The sequence below is a fragment of the Streptomyces sp. PL-29 genome, from assembly GCF_058344425.1.
This window is the reverse complement of the sequence record NZ_CP136996.1, coordinates 5,049,003-5,074,472: the sequence shown is the minus strand read 5'-3', so window position 1 is coordinate 5,074,472 and position 25,470 is coordinate 5,049,003. Positions and strand designations below refer to the sequence as shown.

Genomic DNA, 25,470 nt, shown 5'->3' with positions numbered 1-25,470 from the left:
CCACTGAATGCGTCATTCCGCTCCTGATCATCGCGACTGGGACACCTTGACAGCCGCGTTGTTTGGATGACGTAAGTCCGTTTTCAACCGAATGTGGTCACACATCCTGTAGCGCGAACGTCACAAGCCGTGACCGACTCTCCGGGGGAGCACGCGCACCTTGTTGGAGATCCGCCACTGTGCTGGAATTCGCGGGACCGCCGCGGGACTCAGTCCGGCGCGCAGGTGGCGCGACTCAGCGCCGAGCGGCGGAAAGAAAGGGAGACGCGCCGGTCACCGACGACCACCATGGGGCCGAAAGCGCCCCACGACTCGACACCGTTCCGCCGTTCACCCGGCGGGGCGCCTGGTCCAGAGGTTGCGACGCTAGTGCAGGGACGATTCAAGAGGGATGGCAAGGGGTCTCCCCAGGCCCGCCAGGGCCGTGGGGAAGCTGCGGCGGAGCAGGAGCCGCGCGGCGGGACCGACCGTGGCTCCTCGCCCCAGCACGCCCAGAACCGCGGGCCGGCCGTCGAAGGCGCAGGCCCCGACGCTGCCGCTGCGGTGAAGGCCAAGGGCCGCGTGAAGTCCGTCAAGGCCTTGAAGGCCAAGGACAAGGCCGGTGCGGCCGAGCATGACGCGGCGATACCCAAGGCCCCCAGCGGGCCCGGTTCTCGCCTCGCCATGCAGAACTGGCGCATCAGCACGCGACTCGTGTCGCTGCTGACCCTGCCGGTCGTCGCCGCCACCACGCTCGGTGGCTTCCGTATCAACGACTCGCTCAACGAGATCGCGCAGCTGGAGCACATGCAGCTGCTGACGACCATGACGCGTCAGGCCACCAACCTGGCCGCCATGCTCCAGGAGGAGCGCGACCTCTCCGCGGGTCCGCTGTCGCTGTCGCAGGGCAAGACCAACAGCAGTGTCGACGGTGCGCGCACGCAGACCGACACCGCCGTCGAAGCCTTCGCCGCCGCGACCGACCGGATCGACAGCACGGGGGAGCGGGACGACACCCTCAAGTCGATCCGCAACAACGTGCTGCAGATCGGCCGTCAGGTCGCCAACCTCAAGACGATCCGCGACAAGGCGTACGTCAACGGCGCCCAGCAGACCGTCAGCGAGTACAACGCGATGATCGTCTCGCTGCTCTCGCTCTCCCAGGACATGGCGCAGGCCACCTCCAACCCGGAGATGATCAAGCGTACCCGTGCCCTGGCCGCGTTCTCCGCCGCCAAGGAATACGCCTCCATCCAGCGCGCGATCATCGCCGCCTCGCTGCCCGAGACCTCGGACAAGCAGGGCAAGCTCGAGGAGAACGACCGTCTCTACGCCCTCTCCGCCCAGAAGGGCGAGCAGCAGGCGAAGACCACCTTCGAGCTCGTCTACCAGGGCCGCACCGAGGAGCTCCTCGCGGGCCTGGGCGACAGCAACTCCGAGATCTCCAGCGCGGACCACTACGCCCGCCGCGTGCTGGCCAGCCAGGACGCCTTCCTCCGCGAGAAGAACCGGTCCTGGCTGGACTGGTACGACGCCGACGGCACCAAGCTCCAGGCGATGAAGGTCATCGAGCTGACCCTCCTGGAGGAGATGGAGCAGAAGGCCCGCGAGCTGAAGAACGAGGCCCAGCAGGACGCCATCATCAACGGTGCGCTGATCCTCCTCGTCCTCGGTGTCTCCATCGTCGGCGCCTTCGTCATGGCCCGCTCGATGATCCGCTCGCTGCGCCGCCTGCAGGACACCGCGACCCGGGTCGCCCAGGACCGTCTGCCCGAGCTCGTCAAGCAGCTCTCCGAGTCCGACCCGCAGGACGTGGACACCTCCGTGGAGTCGGTCGGCGTGCACACCCGCGACGAGATCGGCCAGGTGGCCGCGGCGTTCGACGACGTGCACCGCGAGGCCGTCCGCCTCGCTGCCGAGCAGGCACTTCTGCGAGGCAACGTCAACGCGATGTTCACCAACCTCTCGCGCCGCTCGCAGGGCCTCATCCAGCGTCAGCTCTCGCTCATCTCCGAGCTGGAGTCACGCGAGGCCGACCCGGACCAGCTGTCCTCCCTCTTCAAGCTCGACCACCTCGCGACCCGCATGCGCCGTAACGGCGAGAACCTCCTCGTCCTCGCGGGCGAGGAGCCGGGCCGCCGGTGGACCCGCCCCGTCCCGCTCGTCGACGTGCTCCGCGCCGCCGCGTCCGAGGTGGAGCAGTACGAGCGCGTCGAGCTGGCCTCGGTGCCCGGCACCGATGTCGCCGGCCGCGTCGTCAACGACCTCGTGCACGTGCTCGCAGAGCTGCTGGAGAACGCCACCTCGTTCTCCTCCCCGCAGACCAAGGTCAAGGTCACCGGCCACGCGCTGCCCGACGGCCGCGTGCTCGTCGAGATCCACGACACCGGTATCGGCCTCTCCCCCGAGGACCTCGCCGCGATCAACGAGCGGCTCGCGTCGCCGCCCACCGTGGACGTCTCCGTCTCCCGCCGCATGGGTCTGTTCGTGGTCGGCCGCCTGTCCCTGCGACACGGCATCCGCATCCAGCTGCGTCCCTCCGACTCGGGTGGTACGACGGCCCTCGTCATGCTCCCGGTCGACGTCGCCCAGGGCGGCAAGAAGCCTGGCCCGACGCCGGGCCAGGGCGGTGCCCAGGGCGGACCCGGTACCCAGGGCGGTTCTGCCGGCCAGGCTTCCGTGCCCGGTCCGGGCGCACGTCCCACCGTGGGCGCGGGCCCGCAGCACGGCCAGGTCGGCGGAGGTGGCCAGCGCGCCGCCCTGCCCGGTCGGGACGGCGCTCCCGGCCCGCAGCGTCCCCAGGGGGGCCGGCCCCCGCAGCAGGGCGGTCCGGGTGCTCCCGGCGTCCGTCCGCAGCCGGGCCAGACCACCGCGGGACAGGGCCAGGGTGCCTTCGGTTCCGGCCCGCTGCCGACGCGCGGCCCGGTGCCCAGCGTCGGCTACGGCGGCGGCCCGCAGGGCCGTCCGGCCTCCCCCGGCGGCTCCGGCTTCCAGCAGGGCAGCGGCTTCGAGCGTCCGCAGCAGCACCAGCCGCAGCAGGCTCAGCAGCAGCCGACCGGTCCCGCGGCCCAGGCCCCGGGCGGTCAACTGCCGCCGCGCGGCGGCGCCCGTCCGGAGCTGCCCGGCCCGCAGGCCACCAGTTGGGGCTCCGACCAGGCCCGCGGCCACGACGAGCTCTCGGGCCCCGGCTCGACGTCGGAGTTCGCGCGCCCGGACTTCAACGCTCCGATGCCTCAGGGCGACGGCGCGGGCAGCACCACCGGGCAGTTCGAGCGTCCGGACGTGCGGGGCCCCGTCGACCCGTCCACCACCGGCCAGTTCGAGCGGCCGGGCTACCAGCCCCAGCGGCCCGGCGGCCCCGGTGTCGGCGGGTTCGCCCGCCAGCCCCAGGCCCAGCGGCCCGGTGGCGAGTACGCGCCTGCCCAGCCCGAGGCCCCGCGACTGCCCCAGCCGCAGCGGCCCGAGGCACTGCCGCCGGCCCAGAGCTCCGGCGAGGCCCGCAGCCCGATCTTCGACACCCTGGAGTCGAACTGGTTCCGCGAGGAGGGGCAGCAGCCCCCCGCGCAGGTCCCGGCCGTACCCCACCAGCCGCAGCAGTCCGCACCGACGGCCCCGCAGCAGCACCAGCTGCCGCAGCGCGGCCAGGAGCACGCGGCCGACCAGGCCCAGACGACGACCGGCAGCATGCCGACCGTAAGCTGGAAGTCCTCCCCGAACGACGAGCTGATGCGGCAGGCCGAGCGCGTGCGCCAGCCCGCCGCGGGCGGCATCACGACGTCGGGGCTGCCCCGCCGGGTCCCGCGGGCGAACCTCGTGGCCGGCACCGCGCAGCAGCAGGCCGACGCGCAGGCGGGTCCGCAGGTCTCGCGGGCGCCGGACGACGTCCGCGGCCGTCTGACCAACCTCCGACGCGGTATCCAGCAGGGCCGTCAGGCTGGCAACAACAGCCAGACGACCGGCAGTTACCACATCGACCCCACTTACCAGCAGGAGCGATAGTTGAGTTCGATGAGCCAGGCGGCACAGAACCTGAACTGGTTGATCACCAACTTCGTGGACAACACCCCCGGGGTGTCGCACACGGTGGTGGTCTCCGCCGACGGCCTCCTTCTGGCCATGTCCGAGGGTTTCCCCCGCGATCGCGCCGATCAGCTGGCGGCCGTGGCCTCCGGTCTGACCTCGCTGACCGCCGGTGCCTCCCGCATCTTCGAGGGCGGCGCCGTCAACCAGACCGTGGTCGAGATGGACCGGGGATTCCTGTTCCTCATGTCCGTCTCCGACGGGTCCTCGCTGGCCGTGCTGGCGCACCCGGAGTGCGACATCGGCCTCGTGGGCTACGAGATGGCTCTTCTGGTGGATCGCGCGGGCAGTGTCCTCACCCCGGACCTGCGCGCCGAACTGCAGGGAAGCCTGCTCGGCTGACTTCCCCTCTCCCGGCCGGACGGTACTACCGGCCGGGGGACCGGGGCCCACGCCCCGGAATCCAGTACCACCGCCAGGCCGTCATACCGCTCCCCCCACCGGCCGCCCCGTCAGACGGCACGCTGACCACTGCTGTCCAGCCCGGAGGATCCATGACCCCGCCCCCCGCCTACCCCGATGCGTACGGAGATTCGTACTCGGAAGGCGATCAGCCGTTGGTGCGTCCCTACGCGATGACCGGCGGCCGGACCCGGCCCCGCTACCAGCTCGCCATCGAGGCGCTGGTCAGCACCACCGCCGATCCGATGCACCTGTCCGGCCTGCTCCCCGAGCACCAGCGCATCTGCACCCTGTGCCGCGAGGTCAAGTCGGTCGCCGAGGTCTCCGCGCTGCTGTCCATGCCACTCGGTGTGGCGCGCATCCTCGTGGCCGACCTGGCCGAGGCCGGCATGGTGGCCATCCACCAGCCAGGCAATGGAGAGGCCGGCGGCACGCCGGATGTAACGCTGCTCGAAAGGGTGCTCAGTGGCCTTCGGAACATCTAGCGGAGCGGCTCCCCGCTCCACCACCTCCGCGAAGATCGTGGTGGCGGGCGGCTTCGGCGTGGGCAAGACCACGTTCGTCGGAGCCGTGTCCGAGATCAACCCGCTGCGCACCGAAGCCGTCATGACGTCCGCGAGCGCGGGCATCGACGACCTCACCCACACCGGTGACAAGACGACCACCACGGTCGCCATGGACTTCGGCCGCATCACGCTCGACCAGGACCTGATCCTCTACCTGTTCGGCACGCCCGGCCAGGACCGCTTCTGGTTCATGTGGGACGACCTCGTCCGCGGCGCCATCGGGGCGATCGTGCTCGTCGACACGCGCCGCCTCGCCGACTGCTTCCCCGCGGTCGACTACTTCGAGAACAGCGGCCTGCCCTTCGTCGTGGCTCTCAACGGCTTCGAGGGGCACCAGCCCTACACGCCGGAGGAAGTCCGCGAGGCCCTGCAGATCGGGCCCGGCGCGCCGATCATCACCACCGACGCCCGCCACCGCGCGGACGCCAAGAGCGCGCTGATCACGCTCGTCGAGCACGCCCTCATGGCGCGTCTGAAGTAACGGGCCCGGGCGGCGGTGCGGCGCCAACTGCCGTACGACAGGGGCGGGCTGTGTCCTATGACACGGCCCGCCCCTGTCGTTCATAACGTTTCGACAGAGAATTGAAGCCGGTTGGCAACGGGATGCGTTCGGCTGGTACCGCTGTGCTCACAACTCACCCGACATTTGCAGCGGGACGCTCTTTATGTCCGGTTTATGTGAGGCATAGGTCTCCAGGACTCACGGATTTCAACTGTTTGGAACAGGGCCGTCAACCGTGCTGGAATTCAACGAACTAGCTAGTAGTACCGCCGAGAGGTTGTTGGTCGAGTGAGGCGAAGCAACGCAAGCCCCGCGGATGAATCCGCGCGCGGCAACTTCACCCCGCCGCCGCGAGCGGCCGCGTCGCCCGCCGACGTGCCCGTGGAACCGCCGGTGAAGAGCGGGAGCACCAGCAGGTTCTCTCCCCGCAACTGGCGCGTGCCGACCCGCCTGAACGCCATCCTGCTCGTGCCGGCCCTCGTGGGCCTGGTCATGGGCGGCTTCCAGGTGAAGGGCTCCGTCGACACCTGGAACGAGGCCAAGGATGCCGAGCAGATAGCCCGGGTCGTCCAGGCCGCCTCGGAGTACAGCCAGGCACTGCTCAACGAGCGTGACCTCACTGCCGAGCCGCTCCTGAACGGCCAGACCAACGACGCCAGGGTCAGCAAGGCCTACGCGGCGACCGGCGCGGCCAAGGAGAAGTTCGACGAGGCCGTCAAGAACCTGCCCGAAAACCAGGGTATGGAGCGGCGCCTGGAGCTCTTCCGCGCGGAGGAGCCCAAGCTGACAGACGTCCGCCAGACGGCCTACCAGGCCGGTATCGAGAGCCCCAAGAAGAACCCGCCTTCTTCGTTCGGCCCGATTCCGACCGAAGAGGGCTACGTCACCGTCCAGCACTACCTCATGCAGTTCGCCAACGAGCTCGGTCTCGGCACCGGGAACGTGACCTCGTACGGCCGCATGGTCTACGCGATCCAGCTGGCCAAGGCGGCGAACTCGCTCCAGCGCTCCGTCGGCACGCACCTGCTGGTGCGCCCGAGCACCGACGAGAACACCCGCAAGGCCCAGCTCGTAGCCTTCTCCTCGTACGCCTACCTCGAGGACATCGCCATCGGCGAGTACGTCGCGGCGGGTACCGAGGAGGACGTGAACCGTCTGAAGACGGTTATGGCGAAGAAGTCCGAAGAGGGCGCCGCCAAGCTCGCCGAGGCCAAGGCCGCCGCCGAGCAGGCCGGCACCCCCTTCAAGACCCCGCCCGTCTCGCCGGTCAACAAGTCGATCCTGACCGGCATGACCGAGGCGATCGCCAGCGGCGAGCCCAAGAAGAAGATCATCGAGGGTGGCACCACGCCTGCGGCGTGGCAGTTCGCCGCCACCTCCAAGTTCGACGGCTACGACGAGATCGAGAAGGAACTCCTCGAGAAGGCCGTCAACGACGCCGTGGCGGTCTCCGACGACGCCCGCGCCGACGCCATCACCAACGGCGCCATCGTCGTCGTGGCCCTGCTGGCGGCCTTCATCCTGGCCGGCATGATGGCCCGCCAGATGGGCCGTGCCATGGGCACCCTGCGCACCGCCGCCTTCGACGTCGCCGAGCAGCGCCTGCCGTCGCTCGTCGACCAGCTCTCGCGCGCCGATCCGGGCAAGGTCGACACCCGCGTACTGCCGATCCCGATCGACTCGCAGGACGAGATCGGTGAGGTTGCCCGCGCCTTCGACCAGGTCCACCGCGAAGCGGTGCGGCTCGCCGCGGAGCAGGCGCTGCTGCGGGGCAACGTCAACGCGATCTTCACGAACCTCTCCATCCGCAACCAGTCGTTGATCGAGGGCCAGCTGACCCTGATCACCGACCTGGAGAACAACGAGGCCGACCCGGACCAGCTGGAGAACCTCTTCCGCCTGGACCACCTGGCCACCCGCATGCGCCGCAACGGCGAGAACCTCCTCATCCTCGCGGGCGAGGAGCCGGGCCGCCGCTGGGACCAGCCGGTGCCCCTCGTCGACGTGCTCCGCGCCGCCTCCTCCGAGGTGGAGCAGTACGAGCGCATCGAGCTCTCCGGTGTCTCCGAGGCCGAGATCCACGGCCAGGCCGTGACCGACCTCGTGCACCTGCTCGCCGAGCTGCTGGAGAACGCCACCACCTTCTCCTCCCCGCAGACCAAGGTCCGCGTCAACGCCACGCGTCTGCCCGACGGCCGCGTGATGGTCGAGATCCACGACAAGGGCATCGGCCTCACCGCCGAGGACTTCGCGGACATCAACCACAAGCTCGCCAACCCGCCGACCGTGGACGCCGCCATCTCGCAGCGCATGGGTCTGTTCGTGGTCGGCCGGCTGGCGGACCGCCACAACATCCGCGTCCAGCTGCGTCCCTCGGGCGAGGCCGCGGGCACCACTTCGCTGATCATGCTTCCCGACGCGATCACGCACGGTGGCGGTGGCGAGGGCATCCCGGACGACGACTTCACGGTCTCCCAGATCATTCCGGAGCAGAAGGCCCAGCAGGCCGCTCCGATGCGCACGGCCGCGGAGCTCGGCTTCGACGACTCGCGCTACGAGCAGGGCGGCGAGCCGCACGGCCTCGACCCGGTCGGGCGTTCGCTCGGCCGCGAGGAGCGGCGGGCCGCGCTGGAGGCCCAGGTCGGCTTCCCGCAGGAGCAGCAGGGCTACGCCGACCAGGGCGGCCAGGAGTATCCGGAACCTCAGCCCGAGCACGGTTACCAGCCGTACCAGGGTTACGAGCAGCAGTCCGAGCAGGGATACGAACCCGCGTACGACGGACAGGGTGCGCAGCCTGGGTACGAGGCGTACCCGCAGCAGGACTACGCCTATACGGAAGACGGCTACCCGGACCAGCAGGCGAGCACGCAGAGCTACGACGGAAGCTACGAAGCCCAGTCGGGGCAAGCCGAGTGGCCCGAACAGAACACGTATCCGGCTGCCTACCAGCAGGATTACGGGACTGAATCGGAATCCCAGGCCGTCCCCGAACCGGCCGCAGAGCGCGTAGGCTTCGACCGTCCGGGCGCCGCTGCCGACACCGGTCACGAAATGACCGGGGCGGGCCTGCCGCGACGCGGCAGCCAGCAGCAGTGGCAGTCGGCACAGCAGGAAGCGGAGTCCTCCGGGTCCCTCTTCGAGCAGCGGTCGCCGCGTCAGCGCCAGGCCGCGGCGGCGGAGCAGGACCAGGACGGTGGCACGCCGTGGCGCTCGGGTAACGACGAGCGCTGGCAGCAGGCCGCCAAACTCCGTGAGCCGAAGGCGGGCGGGGTCACCTCGTCCGGCCTCCCTCGGCGAGTGCCCAAGGCCAACCTGGTCGAGGGTGCAGCGGAGACGACCCCGCAGGGCGGCCCCCAGGTCTCCCGCGCTCCGGAGGACGTCCGCGGCAGGTTGAGCAACCTGCGGCGGGGTGTCCAGCAGGGACGCAGCGCGGGTACTGAGCAGTCAAGTAACAGCTATGACCAGGAGCGTTAGTGTGAGCCCGATGAGCCAGGCGGCACAGAACCTGAACTGGTTGATCACCAACTTCGTGGACAACACCCCCGGGGTGTCGCACACGGTGGTGGTCTCCGCCGACGGCCTCCTTCTGGCCATGTCCGAGGGTTTCCCCCGCGATCGCGCCGATCAGCTGGCGGCCGTGGCCTCCGGTCTGACCTCGCTGACCGCCGGTGCCTCCCGCATCTTCGAGGGCGGCGCCGTCAACCAGACCGTGGTCGAGATGGACCGGGGATTCCTGTTCCTCATGTCCGTCTCCGACGGATCGTCCCTCGCGGTGCTGGCGCACCCGGAGTGCGACATCGGCCTCGTGGGCTACGAGATGGCCCTTCTGGTCGATCGCGCGGGCAGTGTCCTCACCCCGGACCTGCGCGCCGAACTGCAGGGGAGCCTTCTCAACTAGCAAACAAGCAGTGCGTTTCGCGCCATCGCACCGTAGGGTGCGGTGGCGCGGCTCCACAGGGAGTACTGCGTTCTTGGAGTCGGAGGAGGAGACGTGACAACACCCGGAGGACATCCTTATGGCGGCTCGCAGCAGCCGCAGGGTGGGCACGACCAGAACCGCTTCAACTTCCCCTCCGCGCCAAGCCGGCCCGTGCCGGAGCAGAACCACTACCAGCAGTACGGACAGCCCCAGCAGCCCCAGATGCCCGGTCAGGTGCCTCCGCGTGCCGCGCGGCAGCCGGCCCCGAAGGCCCACAACCCGCTGGTGCGTCCGTACGCGATGACCGGCGGCCGTACTCGGCCGCGCTACCAGCTCGCCATCGAGGCGCTGGTTAGTACCACGGCGGATCCCGCTCGTCTGCAAGGGCAGTTGCCCGAGCACCAGCGCATCTGCCGCCTGTGCCAGGAGATCAAATCCGTCGCGGAGATCTCGGCACTCCTCTCCATTCCTCTTGGTGTCGCCCGCATTCTCGTAGCCGACCTGGCGGAGGCGGGCCTAGTCGCCATTCACCAGCCCGGCGGCGACGAGTCTGCCGGTGGCCAGCCAGACGTGACACTGCTCGAAAGGGTGCTCAGTGGACTTCGCAAGCTCTAACGGCGGAGCGGCTCCCCGCTCCACCACCTCCGCGAAGATCGTGGTGGCGGGCGGCTTCGGCGTGGGCAAGACCACGTTCGTCGGAGCCGTGTCCGAGATCAACCCGCTGCGCACCGAAGCCGTCATGACGTCCGCGAGCGCGGGCATCGACGACCTCACCCACACCGGTGACAAGACGACCACCACGGTCGCCATGGACTTCGGCCGCATCACGCTCGACCAGGACCTGATCCTCTACCTGTTCGGCACGCCCGGCCAGGACCGCTTCTGGTTCATGTGGGACGACCTCGTCCGCGGCGCCATCGGGGCCGTCGTGCTCGTCGACACGCGCCGCCTCGCCGACTGCTTCCCCGCGGTCGACTACTTCGAGAACAGCGGCCTGCCCTTCGTCATCGCCCTCAACGGCTTCGACGGACACCAGCCCTACACGCCGGAGGAAGTCCGCGAGGCCCTGCAGATCGGCCCGGACGCCCCGATCATCACCACCGACGCCCGCCACCGCGCGGACGCCAAGAGCGCGCTGATCACGCTCGTCGAGCACGCCCTCATGGCACGTCTGCGGTAGGCGGCAGCCGTATCCGGCCGGCCCCCGCGTCCACGACGCGGGGGCCTTTGCCGTACGCGCATTCCGCGGAGCCCACCGGGCAGGCACGGCCGTACGGGCGCCGACACCCGTGCCGACACGCGGAAGGCCCCGCACCCTGGACGGGTGCGGGGCCTTCCGCGGCTTTTCAGGAGCCCGGGGCTCAGCCTTGCCAGCTGTGCGGGGCGCGGAAGCCCGGGGTGCGCTCCAGGCGGCGCCATCCGGCCTGGCGCGGCAGCCGGGCCGTGGTCTCCTCGGGCGTGGCGGCCGCGCGCGCGAGCAGGATCGCGGTGATCGCGGCCAGCTCCTCGGGGGCGGCGTTGCCCTTCTCGACGCGCAGCAGGGTGTCAGAGGCGTTGGTCATGGGGTGGCAGATCTCCTTCGCGGTTACTGCGGCGGGTTGCCGTGCTTGCGGGACGGCAGATCGGCGTGCTTGTTGCGGAGCATCGCGAGGGCGCTGACGAGCACCTCGCGGGTCTCGGCGGGGTCGATGACGTCGTCGACGAGGCCGCGCTCGGCCGCGTAGTACGGGTGCATCAGCTCGGACTTGTACTCCTTGACCATGCGCGTGCGCATGGCCTCGGGGTCCTCGGCGTCCGCGATCTGCTTGCGGAAGATGACGTTGGCAGCGCCCTCGGCGCCCATCACGGCGATCTCGTTGGTGGGCCAGGCGTAGGTGATGTCGGCGCCGATGGACTGGGAGTCCATGACGATGTAAGCGCCGCCGTAGGCCTTGCGCAGGATCAGCGAGATCCGCGGGACGGTGGCGTTGCAGTACGCGTACAGCAGCTTGGCGCCGTGGCGGATGATGCCGCCGTGCTCCTGGTCGACGCCCGGGAGGAAGCCGGGCACGTCCAGCAGCGTGATGATCGGGATGTTGAAGGCATCGCACATCTGGACGAAGCGCGCGGACTTCTCGGAGGCCTCGATGTCGAGGACACCGGCGAGGTGCGCGGGCTGGTTGGCGACGATGCCGACGACCTGGCCGTCCATGCGCGCCAGGGCGCAGACGATGTTGCGGGCCCAGCGCTCGTGGATCTCCAGGACGTCGCCGTCGTCGACGAGCTCCTCGATGACCTTGTGCATGTCGTACGGGCGGTTGCCGTCCGCGGGGACCAGGTCCAGGAGGACCTCGCTGCGGCGGTCCGCCGGGTCGCTCGTCTCGTGGACGGGCGGGTTCTCGCGGTTGTTCGAGGGGAGCATCGAGATGAGGTAGCGGACCTCGGAGATGCAGGTCTCCTCGTCGTCGTACGCGAAGTGCGCGACGCCCGAGGTCTCGGCGTGCACGTCGGCGCCGCCGAGGCCGTTCTGGGTGATCTCCTCGCCGGTCACCGCGCGGACCACGTCCGGGCCGGTGATGAACATCTGCGAGGTGTCGCGGACCATGAAGACGAAGTCCGTCAGGGCCGGGGAGTACGCGGCTCCGCCGGCGCACGGGCCGAGCATCACCGAGATCTGCGGGATGACGCCGGAGGCCTTGGTGTTGCGCTGGAAGATGCCGCCGTAGCCGGCCAGGGCGGAGACGCCCTCCTGGATGCGGGCGCCGGCGCCGTCGTTGAGGGAGACCAGCGGAGCACCGGCCGCGATGGCCATGTCCATGATCTTGTGGATCTTGGTGGCGTGGGCCTCGCCCAGGGCGCCGCCGAAGATCCGGAAGTCGTGCGCGTAGACGAAGACCGTGCGGCCCTCGACCGTGCCCCAGCCGGTGATGACACCGTCGGTGTACGGCTTCTTGTTCTCGAGGCCGAAGCCGGTCGCGCGGTGGCGGCGCAGCTGCTCGACCTCCCGGAAGGAACCCTCGTCGAGGAGCAGTGCGATGCGCTCGCGCGCCGTCAGCTTGCCCTTCGCGTGCTGGGCCTCGGTCGCACGGTCACTCGGTCCACGCCGCGCCTGCTCGCGCAGGGAGTGCAGCTCGGCCACGCGCCCACGGGCGTCCGTCGGCTCGCTCGGGATCTGGTCCACAACGGTCATGTACCGACCTTACGAAGATCGTGATGAAAAACCTCCGTTCATTCCGCACAGTCTCGGGAGTCTTCCGCTGTCCGGCCCGCACAGAACAGCCCTGGGAATTAAGGACTCCGCCAGATGGGGCCATCCCTCGTTGTAGGACCTTCACAGAAATCCCCGACACCCCGACCAGTAGTTGAAATTTGAACGGAGCGCCTCTACTCTCGACGGTGTCGAAGTCGTTGAAGTTTCAACGATCAGGCTTCCCGCACCCACCCACCACCACCGAGGAGCAGGTCATGGGCCTCTTCAACCGCCGCACCCAGGAGAACACCACCGCCGTCGCCACCCTGGACGTGGACCCGGCGCTCGCCGCCCTCACCGGCGACTACGTCATCGACCCGGCCCACAGCAGCATCGGATTCACCGTCCGGCACGCGATGGTGACCAATGTCCGCGGCTCCTTCGCCGACCACGAAGGGACCCTGCACCTGGACGGCTCCGACCCGGCCCGCTCCACCGCCGCCATCGACGTCAAGATCGCCTCCGTGGACACCGGCATCGCCGACCGCGACGGCCACCTGCGCAGCGCCGACTTCTTCGACGCCGAGACCTTCCCGCTGATGACCTTCCGCTCCACCGGAGCCGCGTTCCTCGGCGGCGACACCTACCGGATCACCGGCGACCTCACCATCCGGGACGTCACCCGTCCGCTCTCCATCGACCTGGAGTTCAACGGCTCCGCCACCGACCCGTACGGCAACCAGCGCGTCGGGTTCGAGGGCAGCACCGACATCCTGCGCTCGGACTGGGGCCTGACCTGGAACGCGGCGCTGGAGACGGGCGGCGTCGTGGTCAGCGACAAGGTGAAGCTGACCTTCGACATCTCCGCCATCAGGCAGGCCTGACCGCAGCACGGCGGCCCGGGGGCGGCACGGACTAGAAGCCGCCCCCGTCGAATCCGCCCCCGTCGAACCCGCCGCCGAAGTCCCCGCCGCCGAAGTCGGACGGGTTGAAGTCGGCCCCGGAGAAGTCCCCGCCGCCGTAGCCGTCACCCGTGCCACCGCCGTAGTCCGCGGCGTAGGCGGGCGTCGACATGGCCGAACCGAGCATGGTGCCCACGAGCAGGCCGGGCAGGATGCCGCCGCCGAAGTAGCCGCCGGCCCAGGGCCCGTAGGCCGGGCCGGCATCGTAGTAGGGCCGCGGTCCGCGGTCGGTGTCGACCGTGCGGACGGCCGGATCCAGCCCGTCGCGCAGCCGCACCGCGTCCGCCGTGCAGACGGGCACCGTACGCGCGGCCCCCGCGGCGGGGGCCCACGTCGCGTCCTCGGTGCTCGGCCCGTGGCGCGGGTCGAAGAAGCAGGGCGCGCGGCGCTCGGGCACCGGCTCGCCCTGTCGGCGCGCGTCCAGACAGGCCAGGGCGTACCGGCCGTCCTCCAGGGCCTGGGTCACCCCGGTGACCTCCTCCGGATACCGGACGGAGGCCATGATCTGCTTGGCCTTGTCGTAGGAGTCGAGCCCGCGGGCATAGTCCTCGCGCATGGCATCGTCGGCGCCGGGCTCGCCGGGGCGGAAGTCCAGGCGCTCCAGCTCCTCGCCGAAGGCCGTGATGTCCTCGTCGACGACCACACTCAGCCGCTCGACGGCCTCGCGCCGGGCCTCTTCCTTCTTCCTGCGGTTCCGGCGGACCAGCGTGTAGGCGCCGCCACCGCCGATCACGGCCACCGCGCCGAGGGTGACCAGACCGCCGACCGGGACGCCGGCGGCGGCTGCGCCGGTATCCCAGGAGTCGGGGGCGCTGCCCCTGGTCTGGGTCAGGGCCTGGTCCACGAAGTTGTTGAGCTGGGTGTTCGCGTCGACCGGGGTCCCCGTCTTGACCGCCTCGGTGAGGTTGCGCACGGCGTTGGGCGGCATGACGGCCCGGTCGGCACCGGCGTTGAAGCCGTCACCGAGCCGGATCGCGTACAGCCCGGTGATGCCCGTCTCCGCACGGACCGCGGCGAGCACCTTGTCCTGCGGGAAGTCGGCGGTGGCCGGGAGCACGGCGACGAAGACCGGCTTGTCGGCGTCCTTGATCTTCTGGGCCAGGGCATCGGCCTCGGCCTTGGGCAGCTGCGCCGCGGCCCGCGGATCGACGTAGACGGGTCCCTCCTTGAGGGCTTCCGCCACCGCCGCGACTCCGGTGGCGGCCGATGCCTGCGGTGCGGCCACCAGGGCAGTCGCACCGAGGGACAGCAGCAGACCGGAGAGCAACGCTCCCCAACGTATGGATATCAGCCCGGTCCTCATGTCCTTGACGCTACCCGAACCGGGACTTTCCCGTGTGAGCAAGACATAAGGGCCTACTGACCCGCACAGTGGCGCCCCGGGGACGCCCGGGACAGCGGCTACTCGGCCGGCTCGACGCCCGCGTGGAGGAGGCCGTAGGTGAACGCGTCCTCCAAGGCCTGCCAGGAGGCGGCGATCACATTGGGGGCGACGCCGACGGTCGACCACTCGCGAACCCCGTCCGTCGTGGCGACGAGGACGCGGGTCGTGGACTCCGTGCCGTGCGTGCCCTCCAGGATGCGGACCTTGTAGTCGACCAGCTCGAACTTGGCGAGCTGCGGGTAGAAGCGCTCCAGCGCCACCCGCAGGGCCCGGTCCAGCGCGTTGACCGGGCCGTTGCCCTCGGCCGTCGCGACGATCCGCTCGCCCTTGGCCCACAGCTTCACCGTGGCCTCGTTGGCGTGGGTGCCGTCCGGGCGGTCCTCGACGATCGCCCGCCAGGACTCGATGCGGAAGTACCTGCGGGCCCGCCCCTCGGCCTCGGCCCGCAGCAGCAGCTCGAAGGAGGCGTCGGCCGCCTCGTAGGTGTAGCCCTGGAGCTCGCGCTCCTTGACCCGTTCCACCACCCGGGAGATCAGCGCGCGGTCCCCGCCGAGCTCGACGCCGAGCTCCTTGCCCTTGAGCTCGATGGACGCGCGGCCGGCCATGTCGGAGACCAGCATCCGCATGGTGTTCCCGACCCGCTCGGGGTCGATGTGCTGGTAGAGGTCCGGGTCGACCTTGATCGCCGAGGCGTGCAGGCCCGCCTTGTGGGCGAAGGCGGAGACGCCGACGTAGGGCTGGTGGGTGGAGGGCGTCAGGTTGACGACCTCGGCGATGGCGTGCGAGATCCGGGTCATCTCGGCGAGCGCGCCGTCGGGGAGGACCGTGCGCCCGTACTTGATCTCCAGCGCGGCGACGACGGGGAACAGGTTGGCGTTGCCGACGCGCTCACCGTAGCCGTTGGCGGTGCACTGGACGTGGGTGGCTCCGGCGTCAACGGCGGCGAGGGTGTTGGCGACGGCGCAGCCGGTGTCGTCCTGGGCATGGATACCGAGGCGGGCGCCGGTGTCGGCGAGGACGGTGGCGACGGTCGCCGACACCTGGGCGGGCAGCATGCCGCCGTTGGTGTCGCAGAGGATGACGACATCGGCTCCGGCCTCGTGCGCGGTGCGCACGACGGACTTCGCGTACTCGGCGTTGGCCCGGTAGCCGTCGAAGAAGTGCTCGCAGTCGACGAAGACCCTGCGGCCCTGGGCCACCAGGTGCGAGACGGTGTCCCGGACCATCTCCAGGTTCTCCTCCAGGGTGGTGCGCAGGGCGAGCTCGACGTGGCGGTCGTGGGACTTGGCGACGAGCGTGATCACCGGGGCGCCGGACTCCAGCAGGGCCCGCACCTGCGGGTCCTGGTCGGCCGAGCCGCCCGCCCGGCGGGTGGCGCCGAAGGCGACCAGCTGGGCGTTCTTGAAGTCGATCTCCGCGCGGGCGCGGGCGAAGAACTCGGTGTCCCGGGGGTTGGCGCCGGGCCAGCCGCCCTCGATGAAGCCCACTCCGAAGTCGTCCAGATGGCGGGCGATCGTCAGCTTGTCGGCGACCGTGAGGTTGATGCCCTCGCGCTGGGCGCCGTCGCGCAGGGTGGTGTCGAAGACGTGGAAGCTGTCGTCCAGGACCGCTGCTGCCGCCTCTGGTGTCGTCGTCATGCTGATCTGACTCCTGTCGGATGAGTGGTTCCGGAAACCCGCCCATGGGAAGGCCGCCGTCACTGCCCCCATCATCGCGCGCAGTCCGCTCCCGGCAGGGATGGGCCGGGAAACGAAAAAACCTCTCGCGGGTAGCGAGAGGTCTGCACGCGGGTCCGAGGCACGGTGGCCGTGACCGCGAAGTTCTTCCACGGTTCAGCGGCCACTGGGGACCGGCGCGCTGCTGGCGATAATCATGAGCTGAGCAGGCACGTCCGCAGTGTGCCACACCGCCCGCCGTGCATGGACAGCCATCTCACCATGCGGTCATGCCCGGTCCGGCGGCGCATCCCCGCACCGCCCCGCGGCCCACCCGGCCCCGTTCCGGCGGACAGAACCTAGGAGCGGGGGGACAGGGTGTCCGCCAGGAACTCCTGGACGTGGGCCAGGATGGCCGTCCGGTCGAGCGTCGGCAGACCCACCGCCAACTGGATGCTGAAGCCGTCGAGCAGGGCCCGGATGCGGGTCGCCACCCGCTCGGCGTCCACCGGGCGGAACTCCCCGCGCGACATGCCCTCAGCGAGCAGCGCCACCAGGTCGCGGTGCCAGGCGCCCTCGATGGCCGCCTGCCGGTCGCGCTCACGCGGGCCGGCGTTCTGGGAGCGGTTCCACACCTCCAGCCACAGCGTCCAGTGCGGGTCGCGGGCCTGCGTGGGCACGTACAGGTCCACGTACGCCTGCAGGCGCTCGGTCACCGGGCCTCGGCGGGCGAGCAGGGCCCGACGCGCGCCGCCCAGTTCGGCCTCGCTCCACTCCAGAGTCTGCAGCAGGAGCTCGTCCTTGCTGCGGAAGTAGTAGAGGAGATGGCCGCTGCTCATGCCGACCTCGCGGCCCAGACCGGCCATGGTCAGGCCGTCCAGCCCGCGCTCGGCGATCGTGGCCATGGCGGCGACGAGTACGTCCTCGCGCGGGGGCGCGTTCTTGCGCGCCGCCCGTACCGGTACTCCGTCCGCCGCCATGGACCACTCCTCGTCGAATCGGCCGCCGCGCGTCCGCGGATCAGACCTTCGGCTGCTGCTGGGTGATGCAGTGGATGCCGCCACCCCCGGCGAAAATCGTACGTGCGTCAACGAGGGTCACCGTCCGCTCGGGGAACAGGCCGCGGAAGATCTCGGCCGCCTCCTCGTCCCGCGGGTCGTCGAAGGAGCACAGCACGACGCCGTCGTTGCACAGGTAGTGGTTGATGTAGGAGTAGTCCACCCACTCGCCGTCCTCCTCCAGGACGGTCGGCGCCGGGATCTCCACGACATCCAGCTGCCGGCCGCGGGCGTCGGTGGACGCGCGCAGGATCGCTGCGATGGTCTTGCAGCGCTCGTGGTCCGGGTGGGAGGGGTCGGGCTGGGTGTGCACCATGACCACGCCGGGGCGGGCGAAGGCCGCGACGATGTCGACGTGGCCCTGCGTGCCGTAGGTGCCGTAGTCGCCGGCCAGACCGTACGGCAGCCAGATCGCCTTGGTGGTGCCGAGGTGGGCGTGGATCTCGGCCTCGACCTGCTCTCGGGTCCAGTCGGGGTTGCGGCCCTTGCCCAGCTGGACGGTGTCGGTGAGCAGCACGGTGCCCTCGCCGTCGACGTGGATGGCGCCGCCCTCGTTGACCAGCGGGGTGCTGAACGTGCGCGTGCCGAGCACGTCGGAGATCTGGCGGGCGATCTTCGCGTCGTGGTCCCAGCGGGCCCACTCCTGGGCGCCCCAGCCGTTGAAGGTCCAGTCGACGGCGGCCAGTGTGCCGGCGCCGTCGGTGACGAAGGTCGGGCCGATGTCGCGCATCCAGGCGTCGTCGAGCTCGCGCTCGACCACGTCGAGCGGGTGGCCGTCGCCTGCGCCGGCGATCGCCCGGGCGCCCTCGGCGTCGCCCGGGGAGACGACGAGGGTCACGGGTTCGTAGGCGCGGACCGCACGGGCGACGGCGCCCCAGGCCCCGCGGGCCTCGGCGAGCTCCTGCTCGTTGGTGAAGGTCGGGTTCGGGCTGGGCCAGGCCATCCAGGTGCGCTCGTGGGGCGTCCACTCGGCGGGCATCCGGAATCCGTTGTGCACGGGCTTGGTGGTCATGGCAGGCAGGTCCTTACGGGCTGTGCTGGCTTACAGGAAGTACAGGCGGTTGAGGGAGACCGACTCGGCGGCCTCGGAGCGCAGGGGTTCCCCGTCGAGGGAGACCAGTCCGCTGTGGGCGTCCACGTCGACCGCACCCGTCCGGGAGTTGAGGAGCAGGTCGCCGGGGCCGATGCCGCGGGTGCCGCGGACGGCGACCCGGCGGCGGCGGGTCGGCATCGCGTCGCCGCCCAGGGCCGCGGCCGCGGCGGAGACGAAGGCGACGGAGATGTCGGCCGCGGTGGCCCCATAGGCGCCGAACTGCGGCCCGAGGACGAGGGGTTCGCAGGTGTCGGTGGCGGCGTTGGGGTCGCCGGTGACCCCGTAGGCGGGGAAGCCGGACTTGAGTACCAGCTGCGGCTTGGCCCCGAAGAACTGGGGGCGCCAGAGCACGATGTCGGCGAGCTTGCCGACCTCGATCGAGCCGATCTCGTGGGCCAGGCCGTGGGCGATGGCCGGGTTGATGGTCAGCTTGGCCATGTAGCGCAGTACGCGGGCGTTGTCGTCGCCCTCACCGTCGCCCTCCAACGGGCCGAGCTCGCCCTTCATCTTCGCGGCCATCGCGAAGGTGCGGCGGATGGTCTCGCCCGCGCGGCCCATGCCCTGGGCGTCGGAGGAGGTGATGCCGATCGCGCCCAGGTCGTGCAGGACGTCCTCGGCGCCCATCGTCCCGGCCCGGATGCGGTCGCGGGCCATGGCGGCGTCGCCGGGAAGGTCGGGCTTGAGGTCGTGGACGGAGACGATCATCCCATAGTGCTCGGCGACGGCGTCCCGGCCGAAGGGGAGCGTCGGATTGGTGGAGGAGCCGATCACGTTCGGCACGCCCGCCATCTTCAGCACGTTGGGGACGTGTCCGCCGCCGCAGCCCTCGATGTGGAAGGCGTGGATGGTCCGGCCGTCCAGCACCCGCAGGGTGTCCTCGACGGAGAGGCATTCGTTGAGGCCGTCGCTGTGCAGGGCGACCTGGACGTCGTGCTCCTCGGCCACCCGCAGCGCGGTGTCCAGGGCCCGGGTGTGCGCGCCCATGTCCTCGTGCACCTTGAAGCCGCTGGCGCCGCCCTCGGCGAGGGCCTCGACGAGGGGTGCGGCGTCGGAGGAGGAGCCGCGGGCGAGGAAGCCGATGTTCACGGGCCAGGCGTCGAAGGCGTTGAAGGCGTGCTTCAGGGCCCACGGGGAGTTGACGCCGACGCCCCACACGGGGCCGAACTCCTGACCGATGACGGTGGTGACTCCCGCGGCGAGCGAGGCCTCCATGATGCGCGGGGACAGCAGGTGGACGTGCGTGTCCACGGCGCCAGCGGTGGCGATCAGGCCCTCGCCGGAGACGATCGAGGTACCGGTGCCGACGACGACGTCGACGCCGTCGAGGGTGTCGGGGTTGCCGGCTCGGCCGATCGCGTGGATGCGGCCCTCGCGGATGCCGATGGAGACCTTACGGATGCCGAGGACGGCGTCGATGACCAGGACGTTGCTGATCACGACGTCGCAGGTGTCACGGACCGCGGCCCCCTTCAGGTGCAGGCCGTCGCGGGCGGTCTTGCCGAAGCCCGCCAGGAACTCCTCCCCCGGCTTCTGCGCGTCGGCCTCGACCCGGACGGTCAGCCCGGAGTCGCCGAGGCGGACCCGGTCCCCCGCACGAGGGCCGAAGACGGCCGCGTACTCGTGCGGATCGATGTGCCGGCTGCCCGGCGCGCAGTGCGCACTGTGGTCGGTGTGCGGGGTCTGCCTGCTCATGCCGTGGTCCCTTCCGGGCGGTCGGCGGGGCCGGACTGGCCGGCCCCGGTCGGGGTGGCGCCCAGGTAGCCGCAGGCCGCAGCGCGGCGCAGGGCCTCCTCCCTGGCTCCGGGGGCGTCGAGGGGGCCGTCGACCAGACCCGCGAAACCGATCGCGACGCGATCGCCGCCGATGGGGACCAGACCCACGTCGCCCTCGCCGTGCGGGTCGAACCGTACGGAGGAGCCGGCCGGCACGCACAGCCGCATGCCGTAGGCCGCGGCGCGGTCGAAGTCCAGGCGCGGGTTCGCCTCGAAGAAGTGGAAGTGCGAGGTCACGCTGATCGGCACGTCGGCGGTGTTGCGCACGTGCAGGTGCGCGGCGGGCTCCGGCTGAGGGACCCCGGGGCCGGGGACCACGGCGCCGGGGGCGTCGTCGCCGAGCGGCACCGCGCCCCGGACGGGGGACGAGACCACGGCGAGGCGGGATCCGTCGTCGAAGACGGCCTCCACGTGCACCTCGGTGACGACGTCGGCGACGCCCGGCAGGACGTCGTCGGGGCCCAGCACGCAGGAGGCCTCCTCGATGGCCTCGGCGAGCCGCTTGCCGTCGCGCGCGGCCTCACAGACCGTGTCCGCGATCAGCGCGGTGGCCTCCGGGACGTTGAGCTTCAGGCCACGGGCCCGCCGGGCCCTGGCCAGTTCCGCAGCGCTGCGGAGGAGCAGGCGGTCACGCTCCGTAGGGGTCAGCCGCACGCCGATCCACCACCTCTTGAGTCGAAGAGTTAGAGCATCACTCTAACTCTTGATTTGGTTGGCGGGAATCATTGACCTGAACACACAGCTTGAGCCACATTGAGTGTCGCTCAAATGCAAGCGCAACCACCCCCCGCCCTGCCAAGGGAGTCCCCCATGCCCATCGAACAGCGCGGAGTCGACACCATCCCGGAGGAGGAGCGGACCAGCGGTCCCCGTGACCTGATATCGATCCTCCTCGGCTCCAATCTGTGCCTCGGTGTGATCGTCTTCGGCTGGCTGCCCCCGTCCTTCGGACTGGGCCTGTGGCCCTCGGTCACGGCCATCGTCACCGGCACCCTCGTCGGCATCGCCTTCACCGCGCCGCTGGCGCTCGTCTCCCTGCGCACCGCGACCAACCTCTCCACCTCCAGCGGCGCGCAGTTCGGTGTGCGCGGGCGGCTCGTGGGGTCGGTGGTGGGCCTGCTGCTCTCGCTCGGCTACACCGCACTCACGCTGTGGATCGGCGGCGACGTGATGGTCGGCACCCTCGCGCGGCTCACCGGCCTCCCGGACACCGGCCTCTCGCGGGCCGTGATGTACGGCCTGCTCGCCGCGTGCACCGTCGTCGCGGCCGTCTTCGGCTACCGGCTGCTGCTGCGCATGAGCAAGGTGCTGTCCATCGGCATGATGGTGCTGCTGGCGGTCGGCGTCGTCGCCTACGCCCCGGACTTCACCACCTCCGCGCCGCCCGAGACCCCGTACCTGCTCGGATCCTTCTGGCCGACGTGGCTGCTGGCCGCGGTCGCCGCCGGGCTCAGCGGGCCCGTCGCCTTCATCACCCTGCTGGGCGATTACACGCGCTACATCTCCCCGCGCCGGCACGGCTCGCGCAGGGTCCTGTGGGCCACCGCATTCGGTCTGCTGATCGGCCTGCTGGTCCCGCAGCTCTTCGGCACCTACACGGCGCTGGCCGCCCGGGCGGGCCTGGACTACGCCGGTCCGCTCGTGGCAGCCGCACCGCTGTGGTACCTGCTCCCCCTGCTGGTCGCCGCCGCGGCGGGCTCGGTCGGCAACGCCGGCCTGATGCTCTACTCCATGGGGCTGGACCTCGACGCGATCGTCCCCCGGGCCACCCGCACCACGGCCACCGTGATCGCCGCGGCCGCCGCGACCGCCTTCGTCTTCATCGGGTCCTTCGAGTGGGACGTGCAGTCCGCGATGACCTCGTTCGTCCTGGTGCTGACCGCGATCGGCACCCCGTGGGCCGTGATCACCCTGATCGGCCACGTGCGCTGCCGCGGGGTCTACGACGCCGACGCGCTCCAGGTCTTCAACCGCCGCTCGGTGGGCGGGGCCTACTGGTACCGGGCCGGCTGGAACGTCGCGGCCACCACCTCCTGGGGGATCGGGGCCGCCGTCGGCCTGCTCGCCGTGACCACCCCCTCCTACGAGGGCCCGCTGCTCGCCCTCACCGGTGGCGTGGACTGCTCCTTCGTCCTGTCCGGTCTCACCGGCGGCCTCGTGTACGCCGTGCTCACGGCCCGCCGCGCTGCCGCCCCGGCCCCGGTGGCCGCCGCCGAGGAGCCCGCGAACGCCTGAGGTTCCCCGTACGCATGCGGGCGGGCCCGCACCCCGGAGATCCGGAGTGCGGGCCCGCCCGTCTGCACTCCCTAGCCCAGGGGGTGCATCCAGCCGTGGGTGTCGGCGGCGTGGCCGGTCTGGAGTTCCAGCAGCGCCTTGCGCAGGCGCATGGTGACCTCGCCGGGCTCGCCGTCGCCCTGGGTCCAGTTGGCACGCTCGGACTTGACCGAGCCGACCGGGGTGATGACGGCGGCCGTGCCGCACGCGAACACCTCGGTGAGGGTGCCGTTGGCGTTGTCGCGCTGCCAGTCCTCGGTGGTCAGGCGGCCTTCTTCGGCGGTGTAGCCGAGGTCGCGGGCGATGGTGAGGAGGGAGTCGCGGGTGATGCCGGGAAGCAGCGAGCCGGTGAGCTCGGGGGTGACGATGCGGTCCCCGTACACGAAGTACAGGTTCATCCCGCCCATCTCCTCGATCCAGCGGTGCTCGACGGCGTCGAGCCACACCACCTGGTCGCAGCCGTGCGAGGCGGCCTGGGCCTGCGCGACCAGCGAGGCCGCGTAGTTGCCGCCGGTCTTGGCCGCGCCGGTGCCGCCCTTGACCGCGCGGACGTAGTCCTCGGAGAGCCAGACGGAGACGGGCTTGACGCCCCCGGGGAAGTACGCGCCGGCGGGCGAGGCGATGACGATGAAGAGGAACTCGTTGGCCGGGCGGACGCCGAGGCCGACCTCCGAGGCGAACATGAAGGGCCTGAGGTACAGGGATGCCTCGCCGGAGTCCGGCACCCAGGCGCGGTCCTGCTTGATCAGGGCGTCGCAGGCCTCGATGAAGAGGTCGACGGGCAGTTCCGGCATCGCCATGCGGCGGGCCGAGGCCTGGAAGCGCGCGGCGTTGGCCTCGGGGCGGAAGGTGGCGACGGTGCCGTCGGGCTGGCGGTAGGCCTTGAGGCCCTCGAAGATCGTCTGCGCGTAGTGCAGGGTCATGTTCGCCGGGTCGATCGAGAGCGGCGCGTACGGGACCAGTTCGGCGTCGTGCCAGCCGCGGCCCTCGGTCCACTTGATCGTCACCATGTGATCGGTGAAGTGGCGGCCGAATCCGGGGCTGGCCAGGATCGCCTCGCGCTCCGCGTCGGACAGCGGGTTCGAGGAGGGCTTGAGCTCGATCGTGGGCGTCGTCATGAGTGCTTGTCCTTCACCGGTTGTGTATGGCGGACCGCGCTCACGGCGTACCAGGACGTCCGAGCTTCCCTGCATTCCGCGGCCTCGCGTTCGATTATCGCGCGCGGGCAGGCTTCGGAGAAGCGGGGGGATTGCGGCCCAGGGGAGATGGTGGCACCCGGGGCCGCACAGGAAAAGCCGCCGGGTCCCATTGTGACCCGGCGGCTTCCCGAGGTGGAGCAGCCGGGTCAGCCGGCTACCCGCGCGGCGAGGGCGTCGCCGATCGCGTCGGTGGAGCGGAAGGTTCCGTCCCGTTCGGCGAGGTCGGCGGAGACCGCGTCCTCGATGCGGACGGCCTCGTCCTCGTAGCCGAGGTGGCGCAGCAGGAGGGCGACCGAGAGGATCGTCGCGGTCGGGTCCGCCTTCCCGGTGCCGGCGATGTCCGGGGCCGAGCCGTGGACGGGCTCGAACATGGACGGGAAGGCTCCGGTCGGATTGATGTTCCCGGAGGCGGCCAGGCCGATTCCGCCCGTGACGGCCGCGGCCAGGTCGGTGAGGATGTCACCGAAGAGGTTGTCCGTGACGATGACGTCGAAGCGCTCCGGCTGCGTGACGAAGAAGATCGTCGCGGCGTCCACGTGCAGGTAGTCGGTGGTGACCTCGGGGTACTCCCGGCCGACCTTGTCGAAGATGTTCTTCCACAGGTGACCCGCGTACACGAGGACGTTGTTCTTGTGAACGAGCGTCAGCTTCTTGCGGGGGCGGGCATTGGCCCGCTCGTAGGCGTCGCGGACGACGCGCTCGACACCGTACGCGGTGTTGACGCTGACCTCGGTGGCCACCTCGGCGGGGGTGCCGGTGCGCAGGCTGCCGCCGTTGCCGGTGTACGGACCCTCGGTGCCCTCGCGGACGACGACGAAGTCGATGTCCGGGCGGCCCGCCAGGGGGGTGGCGGTGTTGGGGAACAGCTTCGACGGCCGCAGGTTGATGAAGTGGTCGAACGCGAAGCGCAGCTTCAGCAGCAGGCCGCGCTCCAGCACGCCGGACGGGACCGAGGGGTCGCCGATGGCGCCCAGCAGGATCGCGTCGTGGCGCGCCAGGGCTTCGAGTTCCGCGTCCGGGAGGGTCTCACCGGTGCGGTGCCAGCGCTGGGCGCCGAGGTCGTACTGCCTGGTCTCCAGCTTCACATCCTGGGGCAGGACCGCGGTAAGGACCTTGAGTCCCTGAGCCACGACTTCCTGGCCGATGCCATCACCGGGGATCACTGCGAGATTGATGCTGGTCGACATGGCGAAACCGTACTCCGCGTCCAGCCCTCAGACATTTCGCGTCCACGATGTGGACGCGAAATGTCCCCCGGAGGGCGTCAGTGGCCGGTCGAACCGCCGTTGTCGCGGCGGTCGAGGGCGCGCTGCAGCGCTGCGGCGGCGTTCTTGCGCTCGTCGGCCGTGGCGGAGGCGTGGCGGACGCGGCGGGCGGCGGTGGTTGCGGTCATGGTGATCGACTCCTTGAGATCACGGCGTGGCGGGGCCACGGATGAGGGGTTCCTTCAAGGCGC

Annotated in this window: 21 protein-coding genes; 10 read left to right on the top strand and 11 right to left on the bottom strand. The window is 70.7% G+C overall.

What is annotated here, in order from left to right:
• The first annotated feature begins 369 nt into the window (after window positions 1–369).
• From R4Z63_RS23460 to R4Z63_RS23425, 8 genes are all read left to right on the top strand, one after another.
• A complete protein-coding gene (locus tag R4Z63_RS23460) occupies window positions 370–3,978 on the top strand; it encodes a sensor histidine kinase (protein WP_384450452.1) in 3,609 nt (1,202 codons plus the stop codon).
• Window positions 3,979–3,987: 9 nt separating this feature from the next.
• Window positions 3,988–4,401, top strand: a complete 414-nt coding sequence (locus tag R4Z63_RS23455; RefSeq protein WP_030708442.1) for a roadblock/LC7 domain-containing protein — start codon at window positions 3,988–3,990, stop codon at window positions 4,399–4,401.
• Between the two features lie 152 nt (window positions 4,402–4,553).
• Window positions 4,554–4,946, top strand: a complete 393-nt coding sequence (locus tag R4Z63_RS23450) for a DUF742 domain-containing protein (RefSeq protein ID WP_030037344.1) — start codon at window positions 4,554–4,556, stop codon at window positions 4,944–4,946.
• A complete protein-coding gene (locus tag R4Z63_RS23445; RefSeq protein WP_046776286.1) occupies window positions 4,927–5,508 on the top strand; it encodes a GTP-binding protein in 582 nt (193 codons plus the stop codon). The genes R4Z63_RS23450 and R4Z63_RS23445 overlap by 20 nt, the downstream gene beginning before the upstream one ends.
• A gap of 309 nt (window positions 5,509–5,817) precedes the next feature.
• On the top strand, window positions 5,818–9,003 hold the full coding sequence (locus R4Z63_RS23440) for a sensor histidine kinase (RefSeq protein WP_384450449.1): 3,186 nt from the start codon (window positions 5,818–5,820) through the stop codon (window positions 9,001–9,003).
• Window positions 9,004–9,013: 10 nt separating this feature from the next.
• Window positions 9,014–9,427, top strand: coding sequence for a roadblock/LC7 domain-containing protein (locus R4Z63_RS23435; protein WP_319722215.1), 414 nt, complete (start codon window positions 9,014–9,016; stop codon window positions 9,425–9,427).
• 93 nt (window positions 9,428–9,520) lie between these two features.
• The gene (locus R4Z63_RS23430) at window positions 9,521–10,063 is read left to right on the top strand and encodes a DUF742 domain-containing protein (protein WP_037928231.1); all 543 of its coding nucleotides are present in this window, start codon (window positions 9,521–9,523) and stop codon (window positions 10,061–10,063) included.
• Window positions 10,044–10,628: a GTP-binding protein gene (locus tag R4Z63_RS23425; protein WP_007266770.1), complete on the top strand. Its 585-nt coding sequence runs from the start codon at window positions 10,044–10,046 to the stop codon at window positions 10,626–10,628. Before R4Z63_RS23430 ends, R4Z63_RS23425 begins: the two co-directional genes overlap by 20 nt.
• A 181-nt stretch (window positions 10,629–10,809) precedes the next feature.
• Here R4Z63_RS23425 and R4Z63_RS23420 read toward each other — a convergent pair whose 3' ends face one another.
• Together R4Z63_RS23420 and R4Z63_RS23415 are read right to left on the bottom strand one after the other, a co-directional pair.
• Window positions 10,810–11,010, bottom strand: coding sequence for an acyl-CoA carboxylase subunit epsilon (locus tag R4Z63_RS23420; RefSeq protein ID WP_037928229.1), 201 nt, complete (start codon window positions 11,008–11,010; stop codon window positions 10,810–10,812).
• Between the two features lie 23 nt (window positions 11,011–11,033).
• The gene (locus tag R4Z63_RS23415) at window positions 11,034–12,617 is read right to left on the bottom strand and encodes an acyl-CoA carboxylase subunit beta (protein ID WP_037928227.1); all 1,584 of its coding nucleotides are present in this window, start codon (window positions 12,615–12,617) and stop codon (window positions 11,034–11,036) included.
• A 275-nt stretch (window positions 12,618–12,892) separates the two neighbouring features.
• On the opposite strand from R4Z63_RS23415, the gene R4Z63_RS23410 reads away from it, so the two are divergent.
• Entirely contained in the window at window positions 12,893–13,501 is a 609-nt protein-coding gene (locus R4Z63_RS23410; protein ID WP_384450443.1) for a YceI family protein, read from the top strand.
• Window positions 13,502–13,532: 31 nt separating this feature from the next.
• Here the strand turns inward: R4Z63_RS23410 and R4Z63_RS23405 are convergent, their stop codons facing one another.
• The 6 genes from R4Z63_RS23405 to ureA form a co-directional block, all read right to left on the bottom strand.
• Window positions 13,533–14,882 (bottom strand): hypothetical protein, encoded by a 1,350-nt coding sequence (locus tag R4Z63_RS23405; protein ID WP_384450440.1) that lies wholly within the window; start codon window positions 14,880–14,882, stop codon window positions 13,533–13,535.
• A gap of 98 nt (window positions 14,883–14,980) precedes the next feature.
• Window positions 14,981–16,600 (bottom strand): citramalate synthase, encoded by a 1,620-nt coding sequence (gene cimA, locus R4Z63_RS23400; protein ID WP_037928219.1) that lies wholly within the window; start codon window positions 16,598–16,600, stop codon window positions 14,981–14,983.
• Between the two features lie 377 nt (window positions 16,601–16,977).
• The gene (locus R4Z63_RS23395) at window positions 16,978–17,598 is read right to left on the bottom strand and encodes a TetR/AcrR family transcriptional regulator (RefSeq protein ID WP_037928214.1); all 621 of its coding nucleotides are present in this window, start codon (window positions 17,596–17,598) and stop codon (window positions 16,978–16,980) included.
• A 40-nt stretch (window positions 17,599–17,638) separates the two neighbouring features.
• The gene (locus R4Z63_RS23390; RefSeq protein ID WP_384450437.1) at window positions 17,639–18,688 is read right to left on the bottom strand and encodes an agmatine deiminase family protein; all 1,050 of its coding nucleotides are present in this window, start codon (window positions 18,686–18,688) and stop codon (window positions 17,639–17,641) included.
• Window positions 18,689–18,718: 30 nt separating this feature from the next.
• Window positions 18,719–20,461 carry an urease subunit alpha gene (locus tag R4Z63_RS23385; protein ID WP_384450434.1) on the bottom strand — a complete coding sequence of 581 codons (1,743 nt, stop codon included), beginning with the start codon at window positions 20,459–20,461 and terminating at the stop codon, window positions 18,719–18,721.
• Window positions 20,458–21,195, bottom strand: a complete 738-nt coding sequence (gene ureA, locus R4Z63_RS23380) for an urease subunit gamma (RefSeq protein WP_384450431.1) — start codon at window positions 21,193–21,195, stop codon at window positions 20,458–20,460. Before ureA ends, R4Z63_RS23385 begins: the two co-directional genes overlap by 4 nt.
• Window positions 21,196–21,351: 156 nt before the next feature.
• On the opposite strand from ureA, the gene R4Z63_RS23375 reads away from it, so the two are divergent.
• The gene (locus tag R4Z63_RS23375; RefSeq protein WP_384450428.1) at window positions 21,352–22,776 is read left to right on the top strand and encodes a cytosine permease; all 1,425 of its coding nucleotides are present in this window, start codon (window positions 21,352–21,354) and stop codon (window positions 22,774–22,776) included.
• 71 nt (window positions 22,777–22,847) lie between these two features.
• Here R4Z63_RS23375 and R4Z63_RS23370 read toward each other — a convergent pair whose 3' ends face one another.
• The 3 genes from R4Z63_RS23370 to R4Z63_RS23360 all read right to left on the bottom strand — a co-directional run bounded on the left by R4Z63_RS23370 (window position 22,848) and on the right by R4Z63_RS23360 (window position 25,407).
• The gene (locus R4Z63_RS23370; protein WP_384450425.1) at window positions 22,848–23,933 is read right to left on the bottom strand and encodes a branched-chain amino acid aminotransferase; all 1,086 of its coding nucleotides are present in this window, start codon (window positions 23,931–23,933) and stop codon (window positions 22,848–22,850) included.
• A gap of 227 nt (window positions 23,934–24,160) precedes the next feature.
• A complete protein-coding gene (locus R4Z63_RS23365) occupies window positions 24,161–25,201 on the bottom strand; it encodes a 3-isopropylmalate dehydrogenase (RefSeq protein ID WP_384450423.1) in 1,041 nt (346 codons plus the stop codon).
• 77 nt (window positions 25,202–25,278) lie between these two features.
• Entirely contained in the window at window positions 25,279–25,407 is a 129-nt protein-coding gene (locus tag R4Z63_RS23360; RefSeq protein ID WP_384450420.1) for a hypothetical protein, read from the bottom strand.
• Window positions 25,408–25,470 lie beyond the last annotated feature (63 nt).

What these genes read in the sequence shown, in the direction of transcription:
- R4Z63_RS23450 (WP_030037344.1), top strand. Translation starts at nt 4,554, where the DNA reads ATGACCCCGCCCCCCGCCTACCCCGATGCGTACGGAGATTCGTACTCG.
- R4Z63_RS23360 (WP_384450420.1), bottom strand. Translation starts at nt 25,407, where the DNA reads ATGACCGCAACCACCGCCGCCCGCCGCGTCCGCCACGCCTCCGCCACG.
- R4Z63_RS23395 (WP_037928214.1), bottom strand. Translation starts at nt 17,598, where the DNA reads ATGGCGGCGGACGGAGTACCGGTACGGGCGGCGCGCAAGAACGCGCCC.
- R4Z63_RS23365 (WP_384450423.1), bottom strand. Translation starts at nt 25,201, where the DNA reads ATGTCGACCAGCATCAATCTCGCAGTGATCCCCGGTGATGGCATCGGC.
- cimA (WP_037928219.1), bottom strand. Translation starts at nt 16,600, where the DNA reads ATGACGACGACACCAGAGGCGGCAGCAGCGGTCCTGGACGACAGCTTC.
- R4Z63_RS23415 (WP_037928227.1), bottom strand. Translation starts at nt 12,617, where the DNA reads ATGACCGTTGTGGACCAGATCCCGAGCGAGCCGACGGACGCCCGTGGG.
- R4Z63_RS23405 (WP_384450440.1), bottom strand. Translation starts at nt 14,882, where the DNA reads ATGAGGACCGGGCTGATATCCATACGTTGGGGAGCGTTGCTCTCCGGT.
- R4Z63_RS23410 (WP_384450443.1), top strand. Translation starts at nt 12,893, where the DNA reads ATGGGCCTCTTCAACCGCCGCACCCAGGAGAACACCACCGCCGTCGCC.
- R4Z63_RS23375 (WP_384450428.1), top strand. Translation starts at nt 21,352, where the DNA reads ATGCCCATCGAACAGCGCGGAGTCGACACCATCCCGGAGGAGGAGCGG.
- R4Z63_RS23390 (WP_384450437.1), bottom strand. Translation starts at nt 18,688, where the DNA reads ATGACCACCAAGCCCGTGCACAACGGATTCCGGATGCCCGCCGAGTGG.
- R4Z63_RS23455 (WP_030708442.1), top strand. Translation starts at nt 3,988, where the DNA reads ATGAGCCAGGCGGCACAGAACCTGAACTGGTTGATCACCAACTTCGTG.
- R4Z63_RS23370 (WP_384450425.1), bottom strand. Translation starts at nt 23,933, where the DNA reads ATGACGACGCCCACGATCGAGCTCAAGCCCTCCTCGAACCCGCTGTCC.
- R4Z63_RS23385 (WP_384450434.1), bottom strand. Translation starts at nt 20,461, where the DNA reads ATGAGCAGGCAGACCCCGCACACCGACCACAGTGCGCACTGCGCGCCG.
- R4Z63_RS23420 (WP_037928229.1), bottom strand. Translation starts at nt 11,010, where the DNA reads ATGACCAACGCCTCTGACACCCTGCTGCGCGTCGAGAAGGGCAACGCC.
- R4Z63_RS23435 (WP_319722215.1), top strand. Translation starts at nt 9,014, where the DNA reads ATGAGCCAGGCGGCACAGAACCTGAACTGGTTGATCACCAACTTCGTG.